Source organism: Streptomyces sp. P5F9, from assembly GCF_057961495.1.
Genome location: NZ_JBXVPZ010000138.1, coordinates 1 through 21,408 on the forward strand (window position 1 = coordinate 1; position 21,408 = coordinate 21,408).

20 protein-coding genes and 1 tRNA gene are annotated in these 21,408 nt (G+C 70.2%); 10 read left to right on the forward strand and 11 right to left on the reverse strand.

The features are described 5' to 3' along the window. Positions 1-46: 46 nt before the first annotated feature. Positions 47-1,567 carry a flavin-containing monooxygenase gene (locus tag AC31A1_RS22470; protein ID WP_489655028.1) on the reverse strand — a complete coding sequence of 507 codons (1,521 nt, stop codon included), beginning with the start codon at positions 1,565-1,567 and terminating at the stop codon, positions 47-49. Between the two features lie 184 nt (positions 1,568-1,751). Here AC31A1_RS22470 and AC31A1_RS22475 point away from each other — a divergent pair, with 184 nt between their 5' ends. Further along, positions 1,752-2,396, forward strand: coding sequence for a MerR family transcriptional regulator (locus AC31A1_RS22475; protein WP_489655043.1), 645 nt, complete (start codon positions 1,752-1,754; stop codon positions 2,394-2,396). Here AC31A1_RS22475 and AC31A1_RS22480 read toward each other — a convergent pair. Next, a complete protein-coding gene (locus AC31A1_RS22480) occupies positions 2,384-3,187 on the reverse strand; it encodes an exodeoxyribonuclease III (RefSeq protein WP_489655029.1) in 804 nt (267 codons plus the stop codon). The two genes, AC31A1_RS22475 and AC31A1_RS22480, sit on opposite strands and share 13 nt — an antisense overlap. Positions 3,188-3,300: 113 nt before the next feature. On the opposite strand from AC31A1_RS22480, the gene AC31A1_RS22485 reads away from it, so the two are divergent. Continuing rightward, entirely contained in the window at positions 3,301-3,777 is a 477-nt protein-coding gene (locus AC31A1_RS22485; protein ID WP_489655030.1) for a GNAT family N-acetyltransferase, read from the forward strand. A gap of 543 nt (positions 3,778-4,320) precedes the next feature. Here the strand turns inward: AC31A1_RS22485 and AC31A1_RS22490 are convergent. From AC31A1_RS22490 to galU, 7 genes are all read right to left on the reverse strand, one after another. Beyond that, positions 4,321-4,394, reverse strand: a tRNA-Ala gene (locus AC31A1_RS22490). A 61-nt stretch (positions 4,395-4,455) separates the two neighbouring features. After that, entirely contained in the window at positions 4,456-5,769 is a 1,314-nt protein-coding gene (locus tag AC31A1_RS22495; protein WP_489655031.1) for a hypothetical protein, read from the reverse strand. A gap of 237 nt (positions 5,770-6,006) precedes the next feature. After that, a complete protein-coding gene (locus AC31A1_RS22500; protein ID WP_393752162.1) occupies positions 6,007-6,621 on the reverse strand; it encodes a GNAT family N-acetyltransferase in 615 nt (204 codons plus the stop codon). 20 nt (positions 6,622-6,641) lie between these two features. Beyond that, positions 6,642-7,172: a MogA/MoaB family molybdenum cofactor biosynthesis protein gene (locus AC31A1_RS22505; protein WP_489655032.1), complete on the reverse strand. Its 531-nt coding sequence runs from the start codon at positions 7,170-7,172 to the stop codon at positions 6,642-6,644. Further along, positions 7,169-7,681 (reverse strand): cyclic pyranopterin monophosphate synthase MoaC, encoded by a 513-nt coding sequence (moaC, locus tag AC31A1_RS22510; protein WP_365305676.1) that lies wholly within the window; start codon positions 7,679-7,681, stop codon positions 7,169-7,171. The genes AC31A1_RS22505 and moaC overlap by 4 nt, the downstream gene beginning before the upstream one ends. A gap of 62 nt (positions 7,682-7,743) precedes the next feature. After that, entirely contained in the window at positions 7,744-9,066 is a 1,323-nt protein-coding gene (glp, locus tag AC31A1_RS22515; protein ID WP_489655033.1) for a molybdotransferase-like divisome protein Glp, read from the reverse strand. Positions 9,067-9,071: 5 nt separating this feature from the next. After that, the gene (gene galU, locus AC31A1_RS22520) at positions 9,072-9,974 is read right to left on the reverse strand and encodes a UTP--glucose-1-phosphate uridylyltransferase GalU (RefSeq protein WP_366496916.1); all 903 of its coding nucleotides are present in this window, start codon (positions 9,972-9,974) and stop codon (positions 9,072-9,074) included. Positions 9,975-10,106: 132 nt separating this feature from the next. Here galU and AC31A1_RS22525 point away from each other — a divergent pair, with 132 nt between their 5' ends. Next, positions 10,107-10,688: a 5-formyltetrahydrofolate cyclo-ligase gene (locus AC31A1_RS22525; RefSeq protein ID WP_489655034.1), complete on the forward strand. Its 582-nt coding sequence runs from the start codon at positions 10,107-10,109 to the stop codon at positions 10,686-10,688. A 57-nt stretch (positions 10,689-10,745) separates the two neighbouring features. Here the strand turns inward: AC31A1_RS22525 and AC31A1_RS22530 are convergent, their stop codons facing one another. After that, positions 10,746-13,496 carry a penicillin acylase family protein gene (locus AC31A1_RS22530; RefSeq protein ID WP_489655035.1) on the reverse strand — a complete coding sequence of 917 codons (2,751 nt, stop codon included), beginning with the start codon at positions 13,494-13,496 and terminating at the stop codon, positions 10,746-10,748. A 194-nt stretch (positions 13,497-13,690) separates the two neighbouring features. Between AC31A1_RS22530 and AC31A1_RS22535 the strand changes: the two genes are divergently transcribed. The 6 genes from AC31A1_RS22535 to mscL all read left to right on the forward strand — a co-directional run bounded on the left by AC31A1_RS22535 (position 13,691) and on the right by mscL (position 19,548). Then, a complete protein-coding gene (locus AC31A1_RS22535) occupies positions 13,691-15,271 on the forward strand; it encodes a potassium/proton antiporter (protein ID WP_489655036.1) in 1,581 nt (526 codons plus the stop codon). 270 nt (positions 15,272-15,541) lie between these two features. Next, positions 15,542-16,816 carry an MFS transporter gene (locus AC31A1_RS22540; RefSeq protein ID WP_489655037.1) on the forward strand — a complete coding sequence of 425 codons (1,275 nt, stop codon included), beginning with the start codon at positions 15,542-15,544 and terminating at the stop codon, positions 16,814-16,816. 70 nt (positions 16,817-16,886) lie between these two features. After that, complete coding sequence (locus tag AC31A1_RS22545; protein ID WP_489655038.1) at positions 16,887-17,210, forward strand: FmdB family zinc ribbon protein; 324 nt, start codon at positions 16,887-16,889, stop codon at positions 17,208-17,210. Positions 17,211-17,320: 110 nt separating this feature from the next. Further along, the gene (locus AC31A1_RS22550) at positions 17,321-18,154 is read left to right on the forward strand and encodes an S-methyl-5'-thioadenosine phosphorylase (protein WP_489655039.1); all 834 of its coding nucleotides are present in this window, start codon (positions 17,321-17,323) and stop codon (positions 18,152-18,154) included. A gap of 176 nt (positions 18,155-18,330) precedes the next feature. Further along, the gene (locus AC31A1_RS22555; protein WP_489655040.1) at positions 18,331-18,912 is read left to right on the forward strand and encodes a hypothetical protein; all 582 of its coding nucleotides are present in this window, start codon (positions 18,331-18,333) and stop codon (positions 18,910-18,912) included. A 174-nt stretch (positions 18,913-19,086) separates the two neighbouring features. Next, the gene (gene mscL / locus AC31A1_RS22560) at positions 19,087-19,548 is read left to right on the forward strand and encodes a large conductance mechanosensitive channel protein MscL (protein WP_489655041.1); all 462 of its coding nucleotides are present in this window, start codon (positions 19,087-19,089) and stop codon (positions 19,546-19,548) included. Positions 19,549-19,592: 44 nt separating this feature from the next. On the opposite strand, the gene AC31A1_RS22565 is transcribed toward mscL, so the two are convergent. Further along, positions 19,593-19,769, reverse strand: a complete 177-nt coding sequence (locus tag AC31A1_RS22565; RefSeq protein ID WP_106971187.1) for a hypothetical protein — start codon at positions 19,767-19,769, stop codon at positions 19,593-19,595. A gap of 49 nt (positions 19,770-19,818) precedes the next feature. Between AC31A1_RS22565 and AC31A1_RS22570 the strand changes: the two genes are divergently transcribed. After that, entirely contained in the window at positions 19,819-21,042 is a 1,224-nt protein-coding gene (locus AC31A1_RS22570) for a low temperature requirement protein A (RefSeq protein WP_489655042.1), read from the forward strand. Positions 21,043-21,408 lie beyond the last annotated feature (366 nt).

Below are 21,408 nucleotides of genomic sequence, written 5' to 3' on the forward strand. Positions count from 1 at the left end.
GGGACGGGCGGGGCGTACGGCCCGGAGGCAACGTGCAGGAGACGGCTCACGCGTCCACCACCTCCGTCCGCTCCGCCGACTCCGACTTCTTGTCGACCCGCGCTCGCACGACCTCGTACTCCGTGAGGTCGACCCGCCTTGTGGCCTTGCGGAATTCGGCTGTCGTGCCGGGCCAGATGGTGGTGTTGAGACCGGAGGCGTCCATGTACCAGCTCGTGCAGCCGCCCGTGTTCCACACCGTGCGCTTCATCCGTTCCTGCACGCGCCGGTTCCACGCGCTCACCGCGCCCGGCCGGGCGTCGAGGGCGACGCGGCCGCCCAGGACGTCCAACTGCCGTACGTAGTCGGCGAGATAGTTCAGCTGGGACTCGATCATCAGGATCATGGAGGAGTTCCCGAGGCCGGTGTTGGGCCCGATGATGGTCATCCAGTTGGGGAATCCGGCCGCGGAGGCCCCGCGCAGGGCCTGCATTCCACCCGCCCACACCTCGGCGAGCGTCCGCCCGTCCGCGCCGACGACCCGTTCGGCGATCGGCATGTCCGTGACGTGGAAGCCGGTACCGAAGACGATCGCGTCGACCTCGGCCGTGGTGCCGTCGGCGGCGACGACGGTCGACCCGCGGACCTCGCTCAACCCGCTTGCCACGACATCGACGTTGGGCCGGGCGAGGGCGGGATAGTAGGTGCTGGAGAGAAGGATGCGCTTGCAGCCGATGCGGTAGTCGGGGGTGAGCCGGGCGCGCAGGGCCGGGTCCTTGATGGAGCGGGCCATGTTCCGCTTGGCCAACTGCTCGACCATTCCCAGCTCGTTGGGCCGCTTGGTGAACGCCTGGACCTGCAACTCCCGCAGCCCCCACAGGAGTCCGCGCCGGGCCTGGGTGGTGAAGGGCAGCGCGCGGTGCAGGGCGCGTTCGGCGCCGCTGATGGGGCGGTCGACGCGGGGCATGACCCAGGGCGGGGTGCGCTGGAAGAGGGTGAGGCGCTGCACGTCGGGCTGGATCGCCGGCACGATCTGGATCGCGGAGGCGCCGGTGCCGACCATGGCGACGCGCTTGCCGCGCAGGTCGTAGTCGTGGTCCCAGCGGGCCGAGTGGAAGACCTTGCCGGGGAAGGAGTCGAGCCCCGGGATGTCCGGGATCTTGGGGTCGGACAGCGGCCCGGTGGCGGAGACGACGAGGTCGGCGGAGTAGGAACCGCCGGTGGTCTCGATGTCCCACCGCAGCCGCTCCGTGTCCCAAGTCATCATCTTGACCTCGGAGTTGAAGCGGATGTGGGGCCGGAGCCGGAAGACGTCCGCGACGTTCTCCAGGTACGCGCGGATGTGTTCCTGGCCGGAGAAGGTGCGCGGCCAGTCGGCGTTCGGCGCGAAGGAGAACGAGTACAGATGGGACGGCACGTCGCAGGCGCAGCCGGGATAGCTGTTGTCCCGCCAGGTCCCGCCCACGCTGTCGGCGCGCTCCAGGACGACGAAGTCGGTGACGCCCTCGCGCCGCAACCGCACCGCGGCCCCCAGCCCGCCGAACCCGGACCCGATCACCGCCACCCGCACATGCTCGCGTTCGGTCATCCCGTGCCCTTCCTCACAACCCACTCGATTGCGCCAGTGAACACTGGCGCAATCGGAGCGTAGGGCAGCTTCTTACTCATGGGTAGGGGTCGGGACAAGGAAAGTTACTGAGGGTACGACGTAGGGTGCGGGCGTGGCGGAGAAGGCAGAACAGGCGGAACGGGCGGAGAAGCGCGAGTACCGCATGGAGGAACTGGCCGCGGAGGCCGGCATCACGGTGCGCACCCTGCGCTTCTACCGCGAGCGCAAACTCATCCACCCGCCGCGCCGGGAGGGCCGTATCGCCTGGTACGACGAGACGCACCTGGCCCGCCTGCGCACCATCTCGGCGCTCCTGGAGCGCGGCCACACCCTCAACGGCATCGCGGAACTCGCCGAGGCCTTCGACCACGGCCGCAACGTGGGCGAGTTGCTCGGCCTCGGCGCCCCCACCGAGGAGACGCCGGTACGGCTCACCCCGGAGGCCCTCGCCGACTACTTCGGCGACCAGGCGACCCCGGACAACTTCGCCGCCTCGCTCGAACTGGGCTACCTCGGCACCGACGGCGGCGAGATCGTCCACATCAGCCGCCGCCTGCTCGACGTCACGGCCGCCCTGGTCCGCGAGGGCATCCCCCTCGCCGACGTCCTCAGCGCGGGCCGCCGCGTCCGCGAACACACGGACGCCCTCGCCGAACTCTTCACCGACCTGGTCTTCTCCGGGGGCCGCACGGCGGAGGACCTGCAACGCCTACGACCGCTGGCGAAGAGCGTCGTGGAGGCGGAACTGTCGATGGCGATGGACCGCCGCCTGCAGGCCGGCGGCGACCACGGACCTCAGAGGTCGTAGACCACCGTCACGGGCGCGTGGTCCGACCAGCGCTCGTCATGTGTGGCCGCGCGCTCGACATACCCCTTGACCGCCTTGGCGGCGAGCCCGGCCGTCGAGACGTGATAGTCGATCCGCCAACCACTGTCGTTGTCGAACGCCCGCCCCCGGTAGGACCACCAGGAGTACGGCCCCTCCACGTCCGGATGCAGGGCGCGCACGACATCGACATACGCCCCGCCCTCCGCGTCGAAGACGCTGCTCAGCCACTCCCGCTCCTCCGGCAGGAAGCCGGAGTTCTTCTGGTTGGCGCGCCAGTTCTTGAGGTCGGCGGGCTGGTGGGCGATGTTCCAGTCGCCGCAGACGACGACCTCGCGCCCGTCGGCGGCGGCCCGCTCACGCAGCCCCTTCAGATAGGCGAGGAACTCACCCATGAAGCGGACCTTCTCGTCCTGCCGCTCGGTGCCGACCTCACCGGAGGGCAGGTAGAGGCTGGCGACCGTGACGCCGGGGAGGTCGGCCTCGACGTAACGACCGCTCCCGTCGAACTCGGCCGACCCGAAACCGACTTGGACGCGGTCCGGCTCGCGGCGGGTGTAGAGGGAGACGCCGGCGCGGCCCTTGGCGGCGGCCGGGGCGTGCACGACGTGCCAGCCCTCGGGGGCGCGGACGTGCTCCGGCAACTGCTCCGGCTCGGCCCGCACCTCCTGCAGACAGAGCACATCGGCGGAGGTCTCCGCGAGCCACTCCACGAAGCCCTTCTTCGCGGCGGCCCGCAGTCCGTTCACATTGGCAGAGGTCACAGTGAGCACTCGGGCACAGTACCGGCACACTGGACACAGTCCGGATCCGCCCCGAGCAGACCCTCGCGGGCCCGCGCAGAACCCCGCAGACCCTCCCTTCGCATAGAAGTACGATACTCGGCATGAATATACGCCCCGTCCCGTTCGACCACCCCGACGCCGTCAAGCTGAACGACCAGGTCCAGGCGGAGTACCACGACCGCTACGGCGACGGCGGCGACGCCACGATCCTGGACCCGTCGGACTTCGCCCCGCCGAACGGCGTGTACCTCATCGCGTACGACGAGCACGACGACCCCGTGGCCACCGGCGGCTGGCGCTCCCAGGACGCCAACGGCGAGGGCAACGAGGACGGCGACGCCGAACTCAAGCGCATGTACGTGATCGGGCAGGCCCGCGGCCTGGGCCTCGCCCGCCGCATGCTGGCCGCCCTGGAGGAGAACGCCCGCACGGCCGGCCGCACCCGCATGGTCCTGGAAACCGGCACCAAGCAGCCGGAGGCCATCGCCCTCTACACGTCCAGCGGCTACGAGCCCTGCGTGAAGTTCGGCTATTACCGCTTCCACGACGACAGCCGGTGCTTCGCGAAGGCACTGTGAGCCCCTACGACTCCCTCGGCGGTGACGTTCAGGTCCCGCGGTCCGCGGAGCGACTCATCGGGATATCTCGGCCGTAGAACCGGCCGTGGAACTGCCCGTGGAACCGTAGGCGCGAAAGGACACCCGCGCATCCAGATCGAGGCTGTTCGCGCCGGCCGGGGACGGCATCCGTAGCACCCGAGCACCGGCCCCAGTCGGCCACAGCCCGAAGTCCTCGGCGCCGCAAACCGGTTGTCCGCCACCCCGAAGGCAACGACCAACGGGTCCTGTGACACGACGGTCGACGCCTCGGTCTCTTTGAGCACCAGCCGTATCGGATCCGCATCGGTACGGACCTACTGGCCCGCTTCTCCCACGGCCCGGAAGACGCATCACCCGGAGCCCGCCCCGTCCATCTCCGGTGGTTCGCCCTCCCAGCGGACTGAAGCCGGCCCAACCCGCACCGGAGAACAGACCCCGGAAACGACGAAGGTCCCACCCATCACGAAGATTGGTGGGACCTCATCAACTACCCCTGAGCCAGCTCAAGAACAGTCATTGCGGTGGACCTGTGGGGATTTGAACCCCAGACCCCCTCGATGCGAACGAGGTGCGCTACCAGACTGCGCCACAGGCCCTTGCAACGAGTGAAACTCTAGCATCCCCGTCAGGGTGCTTGGAAATCCGTTCCTTGCCTGGTCACTCGTTGGCCGCGCGGGGCCGTTCGCCGTCCTCGTACTGGTCGAACAGGGGCGTTCGGCCCCGCTCACGGGCACGGCGGGCGGAGGCGGCGCGACGGGCGTCGGTGCGGCCGTCGGCCGACGGTTTGTCCTCCGACAGGTCCTCCGCGTCCTCGTCCCGGGCGTCCCGGCTGTCCCGGGCATCGCGGTCGTCCCGCGCGGCGGACTGCGCCGCCTGCTCCGGCGCCACGGAGCTGGAGCGGGCCGAGCTCCACGCGTCGGGCGCCCCGAGGTCCACGTCGGACGTGGCGCGCGGCGCGACGGGCGCGGTGACGTACGTCGGCAGCGGCACCGGTACCGGGTCCCAACTGTCGCCCTGGCCCGGCCGACGCTGCCGCTCGCGCTGCTGGTCGACCCACTCGGCGTGGTCGGTCTGCTCGACGAGGGCGCGACGGTCGGCGGCGAGCGCGGACAGCCCCGGGTCCGTCTCCGCTTCCGGGCTCTCCTCGGCGTCGTCGATCCCGGCGTCCACGGACGCGCGCCTGCGCGGCTGACGCTCCCGCAGTCGCTGCGCGGCGACCTCGGCCCGGCGCCGGTCCATCTGGTAGGCGAAGCGGCGGCGTTCCTGGGCGCGCAGGTAGGCGATGTACCCGCTGAGCAGTACCGCCGGTACGCCGGGCGCCCAGAGCAGGGCGAGTCCGCCGACCGCCGCGACGATCGCGCCGAGCGTGAAGGCGAGGAAGAGCATCACGGTGGTACGTCGGCGGCGCGCGAGCACCTTCACCCGCCGGGCGCGCGCTGCCGCGGCTTCCTCGGCGGGGCTGCGCCGCGCGACCGGGACGCGCTTGCGCGCAGGCACGGGTGCGGACTTGGGCGTCTGGGCCGGCGCGGAGGCTTGCTGGGGTACCGGCTTGGACGCCTGCTCACGCGCCGGTTCGCGGACCGGCTCACGCTCGGGTTCGCGCGCCGGTTCGCGCACCGCCGCGCGCTCCGGTTCTCGCGCCGCTTCCGGCCGGTCCTGGCTCTGCTGCCGGACGGGCGCGTGCACCTGGGGACGGGCCGGGGGCATGGCGAAGGCCCGGACGTCCACCGAGTCGGTGACGACGTCCGGCACGACGGCGCTGGGCTCCTCCTCCTCGGTGGAGCGCGCCCGCAGGTCCTTGGCGTACCGGCGCTCCATTCCCGCCCGTCCGGACAGCAGCCGGATGGCGGTGCTGAAGCGTTCCGTCGGACGGGCCTCGTTCAGCTCGTCCTGCCTACGGAGCCACATCGGCACCAAGTAGGCGGCCCAGGCCCCGACAATGACTGCGTAGATGAGGCCGCTGCTGCTCACGCCTCACACGGTAGAGGGGTTTGCGTGAGGCCATCTGCCAATTGAGCCGGTGTGTCGCACGATCTGGCTGATATTTCGAGCTTTTTTTGTGACCGATGCGATCAACAGGCCGCGGAGTTGGCGAATTCATTGCCCCAAGACGGTCATCGGTCGATCACTTTCGAACACGTATTCCATTTCTGGGCTTCCGGACTTCTCGCCCTACGCCTGCCTCTTCGCCTGCCTCCACGCCTCCGGTTATGCGGGATTGTCGTGCGGGGTGCTCCGGGAGCGTGCCCGTTGCCAGCGGGCCAGCAACCCCTCGGGCACCTCTTCCGCGGTGAGTGCGAAGACGAGGTGGTCGCGCCATGCGCCGTCGATGTGGAGATAACGGGGCCTGAGGCCCTCCTCGCGGAATCCGAGTTTCTCGACGACCCGGCGGCTGGGGCCGTTCTCCGGGCGAATGCAGACCTCGATGCGGTGCAGTCCCACGGCACGGAAGCAGTGGTCGACGACGAGTGCCACGGACGTCGGCATCACGCCGCGCCCGGCCACCGATTCGTCCACCCAGTAGCCGATGTGCCCCGAGCACATCGAACCCCAGGTGATCCCGGCGACCGTCAACTGCCCGACCAGGCGCCCCTGGTATTCGATGACGAACGGCAGCATCCGGCCCGAGTTCGCCTCGGAGCGGAGATGCCGGACCATCTGCCGGTAGGTCGGCCGGTGTGCGATCGGCCCGCTGGGGGTGGGCGGCGGAATCGTCGCCTCCCAGGGGCGCAGCCAGTCCCGGTTGCGCCGGTTGACCTCGCGCCAGACGCGCTGGTCGCGGAGTTTTATCGGCCTCAGGACGATGTCGCCGTCCACCAGCACGGCGGGCCAGGATGGGCTGTTCAGCTCGCACCCCCACTGGTGTCGGCGGGTCTGGTGTGATCGCCGCCTCGGATCTGGTCGACGGCGTGCGCCAGCAGGGGCTCCAGGACGGCGAGGCCGTCCTTCACCCCGCCGGTGGAACCCGGCAGGTTGACGATGAGCGTGCCCCTGGCGACTCCGGCCAGGCCCCGGGAGAGCGCCGCGGTCGGCACCTTCTCCCGTCCGTACGCCCGGATGGCCTCGGCTATGCCCGGCACCTCGTAGTCGATCACCGCGCGGGTCGCCTCGGGGGTGCGGTCGGTGGGCGAGACACCGGTGCCGCCGGTGGTGACGACGGCGTCGTAACCGGCGTCTACGGCGGCGCGCAGGGCGGCCTCCACGGGGTCGCCGTCGGGGACCACCTGCGGGCCCTCGACCACGAACCCGAAGCCCTTCAGGCCGTCGGCGATCAGCGGTCCGCCCTTGTCCTCGTAGACGCCGGAGGCAGCGCGGTTGGAGGCGGTGACCACCAGAGCGCGGTACCGCGCGGGCTCGGTGCTGTCGGGCGTCATGTCCGGCTCCAGTCGCCCGACTTGCCGCCCGTCTTCTCCTCCACGCGCACGTCCGTGATGACCGCTCCCTTGTCGACCGCCTTGACCATGTCGATCACGGTGAGCGCGGCGACGGAGACCGCGGTGAGGGCCTCCATCTCGACGCCCGTGCGGTCCGTCGTCTTCACGGTGGCCCGGATCCGTACGGCGTCGTCCGCGACCGACAGATCCAGTTTCACACCCGACACCGACAACGGGTGGCAGAGCGGGATGAGGTCCGGCGTGCGTTTGGCGCCCATGATCCCGGCGATGCGCGCGGTGGCCAGGGCGTCGCCCTTGGGGACGCCCTCGCCGCGCAGCAGTTCGACCACGCGGGGAGAGACGAGGACGCGTCCGCTGGCGGTGGCGGTGCGCGCGGTCACGTCCTTCCCGGATACGTCGACCATCCGGGCGGCGCCCGCGTCGTCGATGTGCGTCAGTCGGTCGTGCGCAGGGGGTCCGGGGGTGCTCCCTCGGAAAGGCTCAGTCATGCTGTGTGGCGCTCCCGGTCCGGGCGTGTTGTGCGCGACACGGTACCGCCAACCAGCAGTGCTCAGCCGAGCAGGACCACTTCGACCTCGGTGCCGGGTTCCACGGACTCGACGTCCTCGGGGACGACGATCAGCGCGTCGGCGAGCGCGAGGGCCGCGACCAGGTGCGATCCGGCGCCCCCTATGGGGGTGACTTCGCCGTCGGCGTACGTCCCGCGCAGGAACTGTCTGCGGCCCTTCGGGGAGGTCAGCGCCTTGTCCGTGGTGAGGGTGGCCCGGGTCGTCGGGCGGTGGACGTCGTCCAGGCCCATCAGGGCGCGGATCGCGGGCCGGACGAACAGCTCGAAGGAGACGTACGACGACACCGGGTTGCCGGGGAGGGCCAGCAGCGGGATGTGGTCGGGGCCGATGGAGCCGAAGCCCTGGGGTTTGCCGGGTTGCATGGCGAGCTTGCGGAAGTCGATCCCGGCGCCCTCCTCGTCCTCGTCCGCTACGGAGGACAGCGCTTCCTTGACGACGTCGTACGCCCCGACGCTCACGCCACCGGTGGTGACCATGAGGTCGGCGCGGACGAGCTGGTCCTCGATGGTGGAGCGGAGGGTCTCGGCGTCGTCGGCGACGGCGCCGACCCGGTAGGCGATGGCTCCGGCGTCGCGGGCGGCGGCGGTGAGGGCGAAGCTGTTGGAGTCGTAGATCTGGCCGTCGCCCAACTGCTCGTCGGGCTGGACGAGTTCGCTGCCGGTGGACATGACGACCACGCGCGGGCGGGGGCGCACGCGGACCGTGCCGCGGCCGATCGCGGCGAGCAGAGCGATCTGCGGCGGGCCGAGGACGGTGCCGGCGTCCAGGGCGCGGTCGCCCGCCTTCACGTCGCTGCCCTTCGCGCGTACGTGCGCGCGTGCCTCGGCCGAGCGGTACACGTGCACGTGCCCGCCGGCGCCCTCGGGGGACTGGCTGCGGGCCCGCATGCCGGTGACCGGGCCGCCACCGAGGCCTCCGTCGGTCCACTCCACGGGGACGACAGCCTCGGCGCCGGGCGGGAGCGGGGCGCCGGTCATGATGCGGGCGGTCTCCCCCGGGCCCACGTGCAGCGGCTCGGCCTGACCCGCCGCGACGTCGCCGATCACCGTCAGGACGGCCGGGAACTCCTCGCTCGCGCCCGCGACGTCCGTGACCCGCACCGCGTACCCGTCCATCGAGCTGTTGTCGAAGGGCGGCAGCGAGACCGGCACCGTGATGTCCTCGACCAGGACGCAGCCCTGGGCGTCGAGCAGTTGCAGCTCGATGGGTTCCAGGGGGCGGACGGTCGCGAGGATGTCCTCCAGGTGCTCGTCCACCGTCCAGAGGTGGTCGGGCCCTGCGGTGCGGGTCGCGGCGGTGCTCAACGTTGCTACATCTCCTCGGCTACGTAACTGCGAAGCCAGGCCCGGAAGTCCGGTCCCAGGTCTTCACGTTCGCACGCGAGTCTGACAATGGCACGCAGATAGTCGCCCCGGTCGCCGGTGTCATAGCGGCGGCCCTTGAAGACGACGCCGTGCACGGGGCCGCCGACCTTCTCGTCGGTGGCGAGCTGCTGGAGGGCGTCGGTGAGTTGGATCTCGCCGCCGCGGCCGGGCTCGGTCTTGCGCAGTATGTCGAAGATGTGGGGGTCGAGGACGTAGCGGCCGATGATCGCGTAGTTCGACGGGGCGTCGGCCGCGTCCGGCTTCTCGACCAGGCCGGTCACCTTGACGACGTCGTCGTCCGCGGTGGCTTCCACGGCCGCGCAGCCGTAGAGGTGGATCTGCTCGGGTGCGACCTCCATGAGGGCGACGACGCTGCCGCCGTGCTGCTCCTGGACCTGGACCATGCGCGCGAGCAGGGGGTCGCGGGGGTCGATGAGGTCATCACCGAGGAGGACGGCGAAGGGCTCGTGGCCGACGTGCGGGGCGGCGCACAGGACGGCGTGGCCGAGGCCCTTGGGGTCGCCCTGGCGGACGTAGTGCATGGTCGCGAGGTCGCTGGACTCCTGGACCTTGGCGAGCCGGCTCGCGTCGCCCTTCTTCTGGAGGGCGGATTCGAGCTCGTAGTTGCGGTCGAAGTGGTCCTCAAGGGGGCGCTTGTTGCGTCCGGTGATCATGAGGACGTCGTCGAGCCCAGCCGACGCGGCCTCTTCGACCACGTACTGGATCGCGGGCTTGTCCACGACGGGCAGCATCTCCTTGGGAGTTGCCTTCGTGGCCGGCAGGAACCTGGTGCCGAGACCGGCTGCGGGGATGACAGCCTTGCTGATCCTGGGGTGCGACTGAGTCATGCCCGAACCTTATCCGGTGCCTTTGTGCAGAATCTGTGGCTCCGGTTAAAACACTCTCATATGAGCATATTAGGAAGGATACGGGTGGAACCTGTGCGTCACCTAGGACGTGAAACCGAGCCTGACAAGCGAATGTTGCGACAAGAGTTCCTCGCGGTGAGGAACAGGTTGACGGCCGATGACGTACGGGAGGCCGGCGTCGCGCTCGCCGATCGCGCCCTGGAACTGCCCGAGTTGACGCACGCGCGCACGGTGGCGGCGTACGTCTCCGTCGGGAGCGAACCCGGAACGCTCGCGCTCCTGGACGCACTCCGCGCGCGGGACGTCGACGTCCTCCTCCCCGCGCTTCTCCCGGACAACGACCTGGACTGGGGCTCCTACGACGGTGAGGGCTCGCTCGCGCGGGTCCGACACGGCGGAAAGATGGCCCTGTTGGAGCCGTCCGGCGAGCGGCTCGGCCCGGACGCCGTGACCGGCGCCGACGTCGTCCTGCTGCCCGGTCTGGCGGTCGACGGGCGCGGGATGCGCCTGGGGCGCGGCGGGGGGTCGTACGACCGCGTGCTGGCGCGGCTGGAGCGGGCAGGCGTACACCCCGCGCTGGTGGTGCTGCTGTACGACTCCGAGGTCGTCGAGCACGTGCCCACGGAGGCGCACGACCGGCCGGTGCGGGCGGTGGTGACGCCCTCGGGTGTGCGGCGGTTCGCGGGGAACTGAAGTGGCCCTCCACGCGTGCGTGGAGGGCCACTTCGGAGTGTTCGGTCGTTCAACGCGTCACGGTTTCAGGACCAGGGTGTCGCTGGTGCTGCCGTCGACCGCCTTGGACGAGAACGACCAGGGCAGCAGCTCACCGTCGACCCACTTGCTGGTCTGGTCGGTGTAGTGCGCGCTGAAGGCGTGCCCGGAGGCTCCGGTGAGGTTGATCCACTTGGACTTGTCGAAGTCGTCCAGGTTGACCACCATGCGCATCGACGGCACCCAGACGACTCCGTAGCCGCCGGCCGCGTTCCAGCCGGTCGCGTTGACCGTGGCCTCGCCGCCGCTGAGCTTCCAGGGGCCGCGGTTGAGGGCGTACTGGACGATGGCGGGGCCGTCGACGCCCAGGGTCTGGTTCTTCAGGAACAGGCGGTGCAGCCGGCCCCAGCTCCAGGTGTCGATGTCCTTGCCGAGCTTGGCGGTCAGCTCCCAGCGGGCGTCGATCATGGCGCGCTTGAACAGCTGGTTCATGTTGCTCGCACCCGGGCGGTTGAACGACTTGGGGGTCTTCCACCAGTCGCTGGTGGGATCGTCCATGAGCTTGCGGACGACCTCGAACCAGCGGTCGCCGCCGTCCGGTTGGGCCTGGTCGGCGTCACGCTCGCCGCACTCGCGCACCTTCTGGTTGTCCTCGTCGGCGGGACCGGTGGTGTCGACCGGCGAGACGAACAGGCACTGGCCCTCGACCCGCAGCTCCTTGGGCAGCTTGTTGCCGAACGCGAGCTTGAGGATGTTGCGCCACACCGAGTTGAAGTAGGCGGCCGCCGCCGAATCGGCGTCCTGGGTGTAGTCCCAGCCCTCCAGGAGCTTCTGCGCCTCGCGCACGTCCGGGTCGGGCTCGTCGATCTTCAGCAGCTTGGGCACGAGCAGCTTGGCGATCTCGCTGCTGTCGTCGAGCTGCATCTGCCGCATGTCGTCGGTGGAGATCTTGCCGCCGCCGTCGATCTTCGACTGGATCAGATCGGTGATGCGCTGACTGCGCGTGCCGTAGCCCCAGTCCGTGGTGAGCGTGTACGGGTACTTGTCCTTGTCGATCACGGCCTGGTTGGCGGTGACGATGTAGCCGCGCTTCGGGTTGTACTCGTACGGCAGGGCGGCCTGCGGGATGTAGCCGTTCCAGTCGTACTTGGAGTCCCAGCCGGGCACCGGCAGCGAGCCGTCGCCCTTCCCGCGCGTGGGGATCTTGCCCGGCAGCGTGTAGCCGATGTTGTTCTTGGTGTCGGCGTAGACGAGGTTCTGCGAGGGCACGTCGAACTGCGCGGACGCGGAGCGGAACTCGCTCCAGTCGGACGCCTTGTCGATGGCGAAGACGGCGTCCATGGTGCTGCCCGGGTCCTCGGCGGTCCAGCGCAGGGCGATGCCGTAGCCGTCGCCTCTGTCGGGTGCCGCGGTGTCGACGGTGGCCTTCTTGCCGACCTTCACGAGTTCGTCGTCGCGGTCCGAGACCAGCGGTCCGTTGTTGGTCTCCCGGACGACGATCTTCTTGGACGCGCCGCCGGCGACCTTGATGGTCTCCGTGCGGGTCGTGAAGGGCTTCGTGGTGCCGTCGTACAGGTAGCCGTCGCCGGAGAGCTTCTCCAGGTAGAGGTCGGTGACGTCGACCCCGGAGTTGGTCATGCCCCACGCGATGTCCTGGTTGTGGCCGATGACGACGCCGGGCATGCCCGCGAAGGTGTAGCCGCTGACGTCGTACTGGCACTTGCTGGAGATCGCGCGGCAGTGCAGGCCCATCTGGTACCAGACGGACGGCAGCGAGGCTTCCAGGTGTGGGTCGTTGGCCAGGAGGGGCTTGCCGGTGATGGTGTTCTTCCCGGCGACGACCCAGGAGTTGGAGCCGATGCCCTGGCCGTTCACGCCGACGGCCGTCGGAAGGTCGTCCAGGACGTTCGAGAGGCCCGCCAGCTGGCTCGTGAGGGCCGAACCGGACGAGGACGACGTCGAGCCCGTCGTGCCGCTCGTGGACGTGCTGGAGGAGCTGTCACCGCCGTCGAAGGTCTTGGTGTACTCGTCGTACTCGCCCTCGGTGACGATCGGCTGGTTGCGGCTGTACGGATACTCCGGGTACAGGTCCGCGATCTGCTGGGGGCCGAGACGGCTGGTCATCAGGGCGCGGTCGATCTCGTCCTGCATGTTGCCGCGCAGGTCCCAGGCCATCGCCTTGAGCCACGCGACCGAGTCGACCGGGGTCCACTTCTGGGGCTTGTAGTCGTTCCTGAAGCCGAGGGCCGCGTACTCCAGGGAGATGTCCTTGCCGTCCTTGCCCTGGAGATAGGCGTTGACTCCCTTGGCGTACGCCTGGAGGTACTTCTTCGTGGAGGCCGACAGCTTGGTGTCGTACTCCTTCTGAGCCACCCGGTCCCAGCCCAGGGTGCGCAGGAACTCGTCGTCCTTGACCTGGCTCTTGCCGAACATCTCGGACAGCCGCCCGGCGGTCATGTGCCGGCGCACGTCCATCTCGTAGAACCGGTCCTGCGCCTGCACGTAGCCCTGCGCCATGAACAGGTCCGCGTCGGAGGACGCGTAGATCTGCGGGATGCCGTAGCTGTCGCGCTTGACGTCGACGGGCCCCGACAGGCCGTCGAGCGTGATCGAGCCCGTGGTCTGCGGGAGGGAGGCACGAACCGTGCTGATCGACCAGTACGCGCCGTAGGCGATGCCCCCGATGATGGCCATTACCAGAACAAGCACCAGCAGACGGGCTTTGCGCCCCTTTTTCCTGCCGGACTTGCCGGGCTTATGACCCGATGAGGCGGTGGTGTTGGGGGGCATCGCTGTCCTTGCTGTCCTAACGCGAGCGGCAGGGCGGGCTGTGCTTTTGACTGAGCGCTGGAGCAACCATAGGCGCAGGGTCCCGGGCGACTTGACGCGGAGTCGGGTACCGACGCGGACGGGAGTTCGATCTTGCCTCGCGAAGTGTCAAGAAAGCGTCAAGAGTTAGGTAAGGTAACGAAGTACTTGGATGCATGGCGCCGCAGCCTCGCGTCCCCTGTACATGCGCTGCCGCTCCGTACGCGCGTCAGCCGAGGAAGGGAAGGCCACTGACTGTCCACCACCTCGACCAGCTGCTGCTCGTCTGCTCGCTCGTCCTGCTCGTCGCCGTCGCGGCGGTCCGGATCTCCTCGCGCAGCGGGCTCCCCAGCCTGCTCGTGTACCTGGGGATCGGCGTCGCCATGGGCCAGGACGGCATCGGCGACATCCACTTCGACAACGCCGAGCTGACCCAGGTCATCGGGTACGCGGCCCTGGTCGTGATCCTGGCCGAGGGCGGCCTCGGCACGAAGTGGAAGGAGGTCGGGCCGGTCCTGTCCTCCGCGGCCACACTGGCGCTGGCGGGGGTGGCGGTGAGCGTCGGCGTCACGGCGGCGGGCGCGCACTATCTGGTCGGCCTGGACTGGCGGCAGGCGTTCATCATCGGGGCGGTGGTGTCCTCGACGGACGCGGCGGCGGTCTTCTCCGTGCTGCGCCGAATCCCCCTCCCCGCGCGCGTGACCGGCACGTTGGAGGCCGAGTCCGGCTTCAACGACGCCCCGGTGGTCATCCTGGTCGTCGCCTTCTCCACGGCCGGCCCGGTCGAGCACTGGTACGTGCTGGTGGCTGAGATAGCCCTGGAGCTGGCCATCGGCGCGGCCATGGGCATCGCGGTGGGCTGGCTCGGCTCCTGGGGCATGCGGCACGTGGCGCTGCCCGCCTCCGGCCTCTACCCGATCGCCGTCATGGCGATCGCGGTCACCGCGTACGCGGCGGGCGCCCTGGCGCACGGCAGCGGCTTCCTGGCGGTCTATCTCGCCTCGATGATGCTCGGCAACGCCAAGCTGCCCCACTGGCCCGCCACGCGCGGTTTCGCCGAGGGGCTCGGCTGGATCGCACAGATCGGCATGTTCGTCCTGCTCGGCCTGCTCGTCACCCCGCACGAGCTGGGTGACGACGTCTGGCCCGCGCTCCTCATCGGCCTGGTGCTGACGATGGTGGCCCGGCCGCTCAGCGTGGTGGTGAGCCTCTCGCCGTTCCGGGTGCCCTGGCAGGAGCAGACCCTCATGTCCTGGGCCGGGCTGCGCGGCGCCGTGCCCATCATCCTGGCGACGATCCCCATGGTGAACGGCGTCGAAGGCAGCCGCCGCATCTTCAACATCGTCTTCGTCCTGGTCGTCGTCTACACCCTCGTCCAGGGGCCGACGCTGCCCTGGCTGGCCCGCAAGCTGAAGCTGGGCGAGGGGGCGGAGGCCGCCGACCTCGGCATCGAATCGGCGCCCCTGGAGCGGCTGCGCGGGCATCTGCTGTCCGTCGCGATCCCCGGGGAGTCGAAGATGCACGGCGTCGAGGTCAACGAACTGAGGCTGCCGGCCGGGGCCGCGGTCACCCTGGTCGTACGCGACGGAAAATCGTTTGTCCCGCTGCCCTCGACGGTCCTGCGGCGCGGCGACGAACTCCTCGTGGTGGCCACGGACCCCGTCCGGGACGCGGCCGAGCAGCGGCTGCGCGCGGTGGGCCACGGCGGCAAGCTGGCGGGGTGGCTGGGCACGGACACCACCGGCGCCGGTCGTTAAGGGCATGTTTCGTACGGTTCACACGTTCGCCAATCACAGGTGAACGCGCGCGTGGTGCCCGTTTTCACAGGCCCAGCGGGTCTCATCGCCTGTATGATGAAGGCACATTCTGATCGAACCAACTCTGCCTGACGCAGTGCTGGCGCGACCGTATGGCGGCCGAATCCCTCTCCGCGTGGGCACCGGTATCTACCGCAGTTCCGCGCAAGAGGACAGTGCTCGGCGCCCTCCGCACGGGGCGCGCCACCAGGTGGCAGAAAGGCACGGGCCGTGGCATCCACGGTCACCTCCGGGACGGGATCCCGTCCCGGATACGGGCAGCTGCTGCGCACGCGTGGCGCCTGGACGTTCCTGCTCCCCGGCTTCGCGGCACGCCAGCCGTTCGCGATGCTCACCATCTCCATCGTGCTGCTCGTGCAGCACACCACCGGCTCCTACGGCGCGGCGGGCGCCGCCGCGGCCGTCACCGGCGTCTCCATGGCCCTTTTCGCGCCCTACAGCGGACGGCTGGCCGACCGGCACGGACAGCGGGCCGTCCTGCTCCCCGGCGTCCTGGTGCACACCCTGTCGGGCCTGACGTTCACGGCGCTCGCGCTCGGCCACGCGCCTCTGTGGGCTCTGTTCGTGGCGGCCGTGCCGACCGGCGCCTCGGTGCCGCAGATCGGCCCCATGGTGCGTGCCCGCTGGGGCGTCAAGCTCCAGGACTCCCCGCTGCTGAGTACCGCCGCGGCCTTCGAGTCCGTCACGGACGAGCTGACCTTCGTCTTCGGCCCCCTCCTGGCGACCGCCCTGTGCACCACCGTGAACCCGGCCGCGGGCCTGATCACGGAGGCGGGACTCACCCTGATCGGCGGCCTGCTGTTCGCCGCCCAGAAGAGCACCCAGCCCAAGGTGGCGCTCATCGGGCACGCACGCGTGGAGCACGTTTCCGCACTGGGCATCCCCGGGGTGCGCGTGCTGATCGTGACCTTCCTGGGCATCGGTTCCGTCTTCGGCGGCATGCAGGTCTCCCTGGCCGCCTTCACCGAGTCGATCGGCGAACCCGGCCTGAACGGCGTCCTCTACGGCACGTTCGCCGCCGGCAACATGCTCTCCGGGATCGTGTGCGGTGCCGTCGCCTGGAAGGTCGCCCCGCAGCGCCGCCTCCTGGTCGGCTACGCGGCGCTCGCGCTGACCGCGTCCGCCCTGTGGACCGCCCACTCCGTACTGCTGCTGGCCGGCCTCGGTCTCCTGGTCGGCATGTGCATCGCGCCCGCCCTGATCACCGGCTACACGCTGGTCGAGGGGCTCGTCCCGGCCGGCGCCCGCACCGAGGCCTTCACCTGGCTGACCGGCGCGGTCGCCCTCGGCCAGGCCGCCGCCGTCACGGCCGCCGGACAGCTGGAGGACCGCCTGTGGGGCGGCGCCGGTTTCCTGGTCCCGATGGCCGGTACGGTGCTCGCCCTGGGGACCCTGGTGGCCCTCCGGTCGCACCTAGCGACCAGGCCACACAGCCGCACCGTGGCACGTGGCGTCGGTCACCGCGTGCCGGTGGCAGTGGACTGATCCCCGGGAATACGTCACTATGGACGCTCGTTAGCACTCATTGAGTGAGAGTGCCAGGAGGAAGACAACAGTGCCGACCTACCAGTATCAGTGCACCGAGTGCGGCGAGGGCCTTGAGGCGGTGCAGAAGTTCACCGACGACGCCCTGACCGAGTGCCCCAATTGCGGCGGCCGCCTGAAGAAGGTGTACTCCGCGGTCGGCATTGTCTTCAAGGGCTCCGGTTTCTACCGGAACGACAGCCGCGGCTCCTCGTCGAGCAGCTCGCCGGCCACCGCGAAGCCGTCGACGTCCTCGGACTCGAAGCCGTCCACCCCCTCGACCTCGTCGTCCTCCTCGGACTCGAAGTCGTCGAGCTCGGGCTCCTCGTCCAGCAGTAACAGCTCCGCCGCGTAGGACTCTTCCGCGGGACCCTGTCGTCGTACGACGGCAGGGTTTTCGGCGTTTCCGGAGCCGGTTCGCGCATCCGTTCCTGTGGCTTTTCGACGGCGGCTAGGGTGCTGGCCATGGCGAACGCAGAGATCGGCGTAATCGGTGGCTCCGGGTTCTACTCGTTCCTCGACGACGTGACCGAGATCCAGGTGGACACCCCCTACGGACCGCCCAGCGACTCCCTCTTCCTCGGCGAGATCGCCGGCCGGCGGGTCGCGTTCCTGCCCCGGCACGGGCGCGGTCACCATCTGCCGCCGCACCGCATCAACTACCGGGCCAACCTCTGGGCGTTGCGCTCCGTCGGCGTGCGCCAGGTCCTCGGCCCGTGCGCGGTGGGCGGGCTACGCCCCGAGTACGGGCCGGGCACGCTGCTGGTGCCGGACCAGCTGGTGGACCGTACGAAGTCCCGGACGGGCACGTACTTCGACGGACTCCCGCTGCCCGGCGGCGCGGTGCCGAACGTGGTGCACGTGTCCCTGGCCGACCCCTACTGCCCCACCGGCCGGGCGGCCTCGCTGAAGGCGGCGCGCGGGCGGGACTGGGAGCCGGTGGACGGCGGCACGCTCGTGGTCGTCGAGGGCCCGCGCTTCTCGACCCGCGCCGAATCGTTGTGGCACCAGGCGCAGGGCTGGTCGGTGGTCGGCATGACCGGCCACCCCGAGGCGGCGCTCGCGCGTGAACTGGAGCTCTGCTACTCCTCGTTGACCCTGGTCACCGACCTCGACGCGGGCGCCGAGACCGGCGAGGGCGTCTCCCACGACGAGGTGCTGCGGGTGTTCGCGGCCAACGTGGACCGGCTGCGGGGCGTGCTGTTCGACACGGTGGCCGCGCTGCCGGAGAGCGGGGCGCGCGACTGCCTGTGCGCGAACGCGCTGGGCGGGATGGACCCGGGCTTCGAACTGCCCTAGCCGCAGCCGCCGCAGCTGGGGCTGGGGATTCGGAGAGCGCCGGGGATGCGGAACTTCCCGTTCGGGTGAGGGAGTTGTCCACAACCGGCGGGTAGCACACGGGCTCCGGCGGGCCTCGGCGGATTCCCGCATCGTGGGGACCGCAAGCTGATCCCTCGTCGCAGGTGGTGGTCCCCATGCCCTTCTCCCCTCCCTCCACGCTCCCCTTCACGGGCCCGTCGGGTACGGATTCCTTTCCGCGCCCGTTGGGCTCCGACGCTCCGCCCACATGCGAGGTGCCGCACTTCGCACCGGTGCGGGTGCGCGGCGGGCGCTGTCAACTGCGCCGGTTGCTACGGCATCGAAGGCGGGCCGTAGCTGCAGGGCTGGCGCTGACCGCGGCCGCGCTCGTGGCGGCGGGCCCGCGTGATGCTGCGGAGGGGCGGCACAGCGAGCGGCCTCGTGGGCATCCGGTGGTCGATCCGGTACGGCAGCGCCGGGCGGTCGAGTGGGTGTCGGCGCCGGTGCGGATCGCCGACGCCGGCACGGTCCGGCTGCTGCGGGCCGGTGACCGGGTCGATGTGATCGCAGCCGGGGAGTCGGCGGCGGGCGGTGACGCCCACGTGGTCGCGCGCGGGGCGCGGGTGACGAAGGTGCCCGAGCCGCTCGAAGTGACGGACGGCGGCGGGGCGTTGGTGGTGTTGTCGGTGCCGCGCTCCACTGCGGCGCGGCTGGCCGGCGCGAGCGCCACGGCGCGGTTGGCGGTGACGATGTGCTGATCGGTCGGGTGGTCCGTGGAGTGGTCCGTTGGGTGAACCGTGCCTTTCGGCGCCTCGGCGACTTGCTGTCAAGTCCCTCGTTCGAGCTACTGAATTGGACAGGGCGGCCGTGCCTTGACGTAGGTTGCGGAGCTGTTGGTTCCACCCCCTGCGCGTGCGAGAAGAGGCTCCGAGTTGAGCGAGAAGAAGAAGGAACCGGGCGTCTGGCAGGGCTTCAAGGCCTTCCTGATGCGCGGGAACGTCGTCGATCTGGCAGTCGCGGTCGTCATCGGCGCCGCCTTCACGAACATCGTCAACTCGGTGGTGAAGGGGATCATCAACCCGCTCGTCGGGGCGATCGGCACACAGAACCTGGACACCTACAGCTCGTGCCTGAGCAGCAGTTGCTCCGGCGACAAGGGCATCCAGCTGATGTGGGGCTCCGTGCTGGGAGCCGCCCTCAGCTTCGTGATCACCGCGGCGGTCGTCTACTTCCTGATGGTCCTGCCGATGTCGAAGTACCTGGCCCGGGCGGAGGCCCAGCGCAAGGCCAAGGAGGGCACGCACGAGGTCATCGAGATCACCGAGCTGGAGGTGCTCAAGGAGATCCGCGACGCGCTGGTCGCGCAGCGCGGCGAGGGACACCGGGAGCCGTAGCCGACGGCGCTGGGGCGACCGGCGGCTCAAGCGTGGCCGAGGGCTCAGATGTGGTGGGGCGGCTTCTCGTCGAGGAAGCGCTTCAGGTCGGCCGCGCTGTCGCCCTCGGGCCGCTCGCCCCACCCGCGGTCCGTGTCGTCCGAGGACGGCCGGCTCAGCGGGTCGTCGAAGACCAGCGCGGGCTTGGGATCGCGCGGCTCGGGTGCGGGGACGGTACTCATGCCTCCAGGGTACGGCCCCCGGCGGACGTTATCTGCTGTGCTTGGCCCCATGACGTCCGAGACTCACCGCCCCCAGCGCCCCCTACGACCCCTGCGCCCGCTCACCGCCCGGGGCCGGGACGAGCCGCACCGGGTCGCCTCGCCGCTGGAGCTCTTCTTCGACCTGTGTTTCGTCGTGGCCATCGCGCAGGCGGGCCTCCAAGTGGCGCACGCCGTCGAGGAGGGGCATGCGGGCGAGGGCGTCCTGAACTACGCGATGCAGTTCTTCTCGATCTGGTGGGCCTGGATGAACTTCTCCTGGTTCGCCTCGGCGTACGACAACGACGACGTGCTCTACCGGGTCGTGACCCTGGTGCAGATCTCCGGCGTCCTGGTCCTCGCGGCCGGGGTCTCACGGGCCTTCGAACACCACGACTACCTGGTCGTCTGGCTCGGCTACGTGATCATGCGGCTGGCGATGGCCACGCAGTGGCTGCGGGCGGCACGGGCCGCCCGCGGGCCGGAGCGGACGATGGCATTGCGGTACGCGGCCGGCGTGCTGCTCTGCATGGTCGGCTGGACGGGCCTGGTGGTCCTGCCGGAACCGGCCCGGGGCTGGGTGTTCCTCGTGATGGTGATCGCCGAGCTGTGCGTGCCACGCTACGCGGAGAAAGACTTCCCTACGCCGTGGCATCCGCACCACATCTCGGAACGGTACGGGCTGTTCACGATCATCGTGCTGGGCGAGACGATCGCGGCGGCCACGGTGGCCGTGAAATCGGGAGTGGACGAGCACGACGCGCTGGGCGAACTGCTGCCCATCGCGGCGGGTGGGCTGCTGATCGTGTTCGCCGCCTGGTGGATCTACTTCGTGGTGCCGATCCACGGCCATCTCCGGTCCAACCGGCAGGCGTTCCTGTGGGGGTACGGCCACTATCTGATCTTCGCGTCGGCGGCCACGATCGGCGCCGGTCTGGAGGTGGCGGTCACGGAGGCCATCGGCAAGGCGCACATCTCCACACTGGCCGCGTCCGCCGCGGTGACCGTGCCGACGGCGCTGTATCTGCTCAGCGTGTGGGCGCTGCACGCCCGTCACTACAAGGTGGGCCTCGCCCAGCAACTGGTACTTCCGGTCTCGGCGTTGCTGGTGATCTGCTGCACCTTCCTGGGCTCCTGGGCGGTGCTCGCGGCAGGCCTGGTGTCCGCGCTGACAGTGGCGGTCGGGGTGACGCTCACGGCACGTATGGCTGCCGCCGGGGAGAGCGGGGCCGAGGCGACGGCGCCGGTGGACTGACGGCCACTGGACCGGCGGGGCACGCTGGACGGGCCGGCACGGCAACGGCTAAGCGCGCTGGGTCGGCCGCCGCCCAATGGGCCACGCGTGCTGAATCGGCCGCCGCTGCAACGGCCCCAGGCACTGGACGGACTGGCACGGCAACAGCCGCACGCACTGGACCGACCGCCGCCGCAAGGCCCACACGCGCTCGGCCGACCGCCGTCGGACCGGCCAAGCGCACGGGCCCAACTGCCCCTGGACCAGCGGCGCGTACCGAACCGGCTGTCCCCGGATCAGCCGCGCCCGCTGGACCGACCGGCACGGCAGCGCCCACACCCGCCGGGCCAGCCGCCCCCCGACCCACCGCGCCCACCAGGCGGGCCG

What these genes read in the sequence shown, in the direction of transcription:
- AC31A1_RS22565 (WP_106971187.1), bottom strand. Translation starts at nt 19,769, where the DNA reads ATGAGTACCGTCCCCGCACCCGAGCCGCGCGATCCCAAGCCCGCGCTG.
- AC31A1_RS22530 (WP_489655035.1), bottom strand. Translation starts at nt 13,496, where the DNA reads ATGCCCCCCAACACCACCGCCTCATCGGGTCATAAGCCCGGCAAGTCC.
- AC31A1_RS22475 (WP_489655043.1), top strand. Translation starts at nt 1,752, where the DNA reads ATGGAGGAACTGGCCGCGGAGGCCGGCATCACGGTGCGCACCCTGCGC.
- AC31A1_RS22535 (WP_489655036.1), top strand. Translation starts at nt 13,691, where the DNA reads ATGGCGCCGCAGCCTCGCGTCCCCTGTACATGCGCTGCCGCTCCGTAC.
- AC31A1_RS22505 (WP_489655032.1), bottom strand. Translation starts at nt 7,172, where the DNA reads ATGACGCCCGACAGCACCGAGCCCGCGCGGTACCGCGCTCTGGTGGTC.
- AC31A1_RS22570 (WP_489655042.1), top strand. Translation starts at nt 19,819, where the DNA reads ATGACGTCCGAGACTCACCGCCCCCAGCGCCCCCTACGACCCCTGCGC.
- moaC (WP_365305676.1), bottom strand. Translation starts at nt 7,681, where the DNA reads ATGACTGAGCCTTTCCGAGGGAGCACCCCCGGACCCCCTGCGCACGAC.
- AC31A1_RS22525 (WP_489655034.1), top strand. Translation starts at nt 10,107, where the DNA reads ATGTTGCGACAAGAGTTCCTCGCGGTGAGGAACAGGTTGACGGCCGAT.
- galU (WP_366496916.1), bottom strand. Translation starts at nt 9,974, where the DNA reads ATGACTCAGTCGCACCCCAGGATCAGCAAGGCTGTCATCCCCGCAGCC.
- AC31A1_RS22470 (WP_489655028.1), bottom strand. Translation starts at nt 1,567, where the DNA reads ATGACCGAACGCGAGCATGTGCGGGTGGCGGTGATCGGGTCCGGGTTC.
- AC31A1_RS22485 (WP_489655030.1), top strand. Translation starts at nt 3,301, where the DNA reads ATGAATATACGCCCCGTCCCGTTCGACCACCCCGACGCCGTCAAGCTG.
- AC31A1_RS22555 (WP_489655040.1), top strand. Translation starts at nt 18,331, where the DNA reads ATGCCCTTCTCCCCTCCCTCCACGCTCCCCTTCACGGGCCCGTCGGGT.
- AC31A1_RS22550 (WP_489655039.1), top strand. Translation starts at nt 17,321, where the DNA reads ATGGCGAACGCAGAGATCGGCGTAATCGGTGGCTCCGGGTTCTACTCG.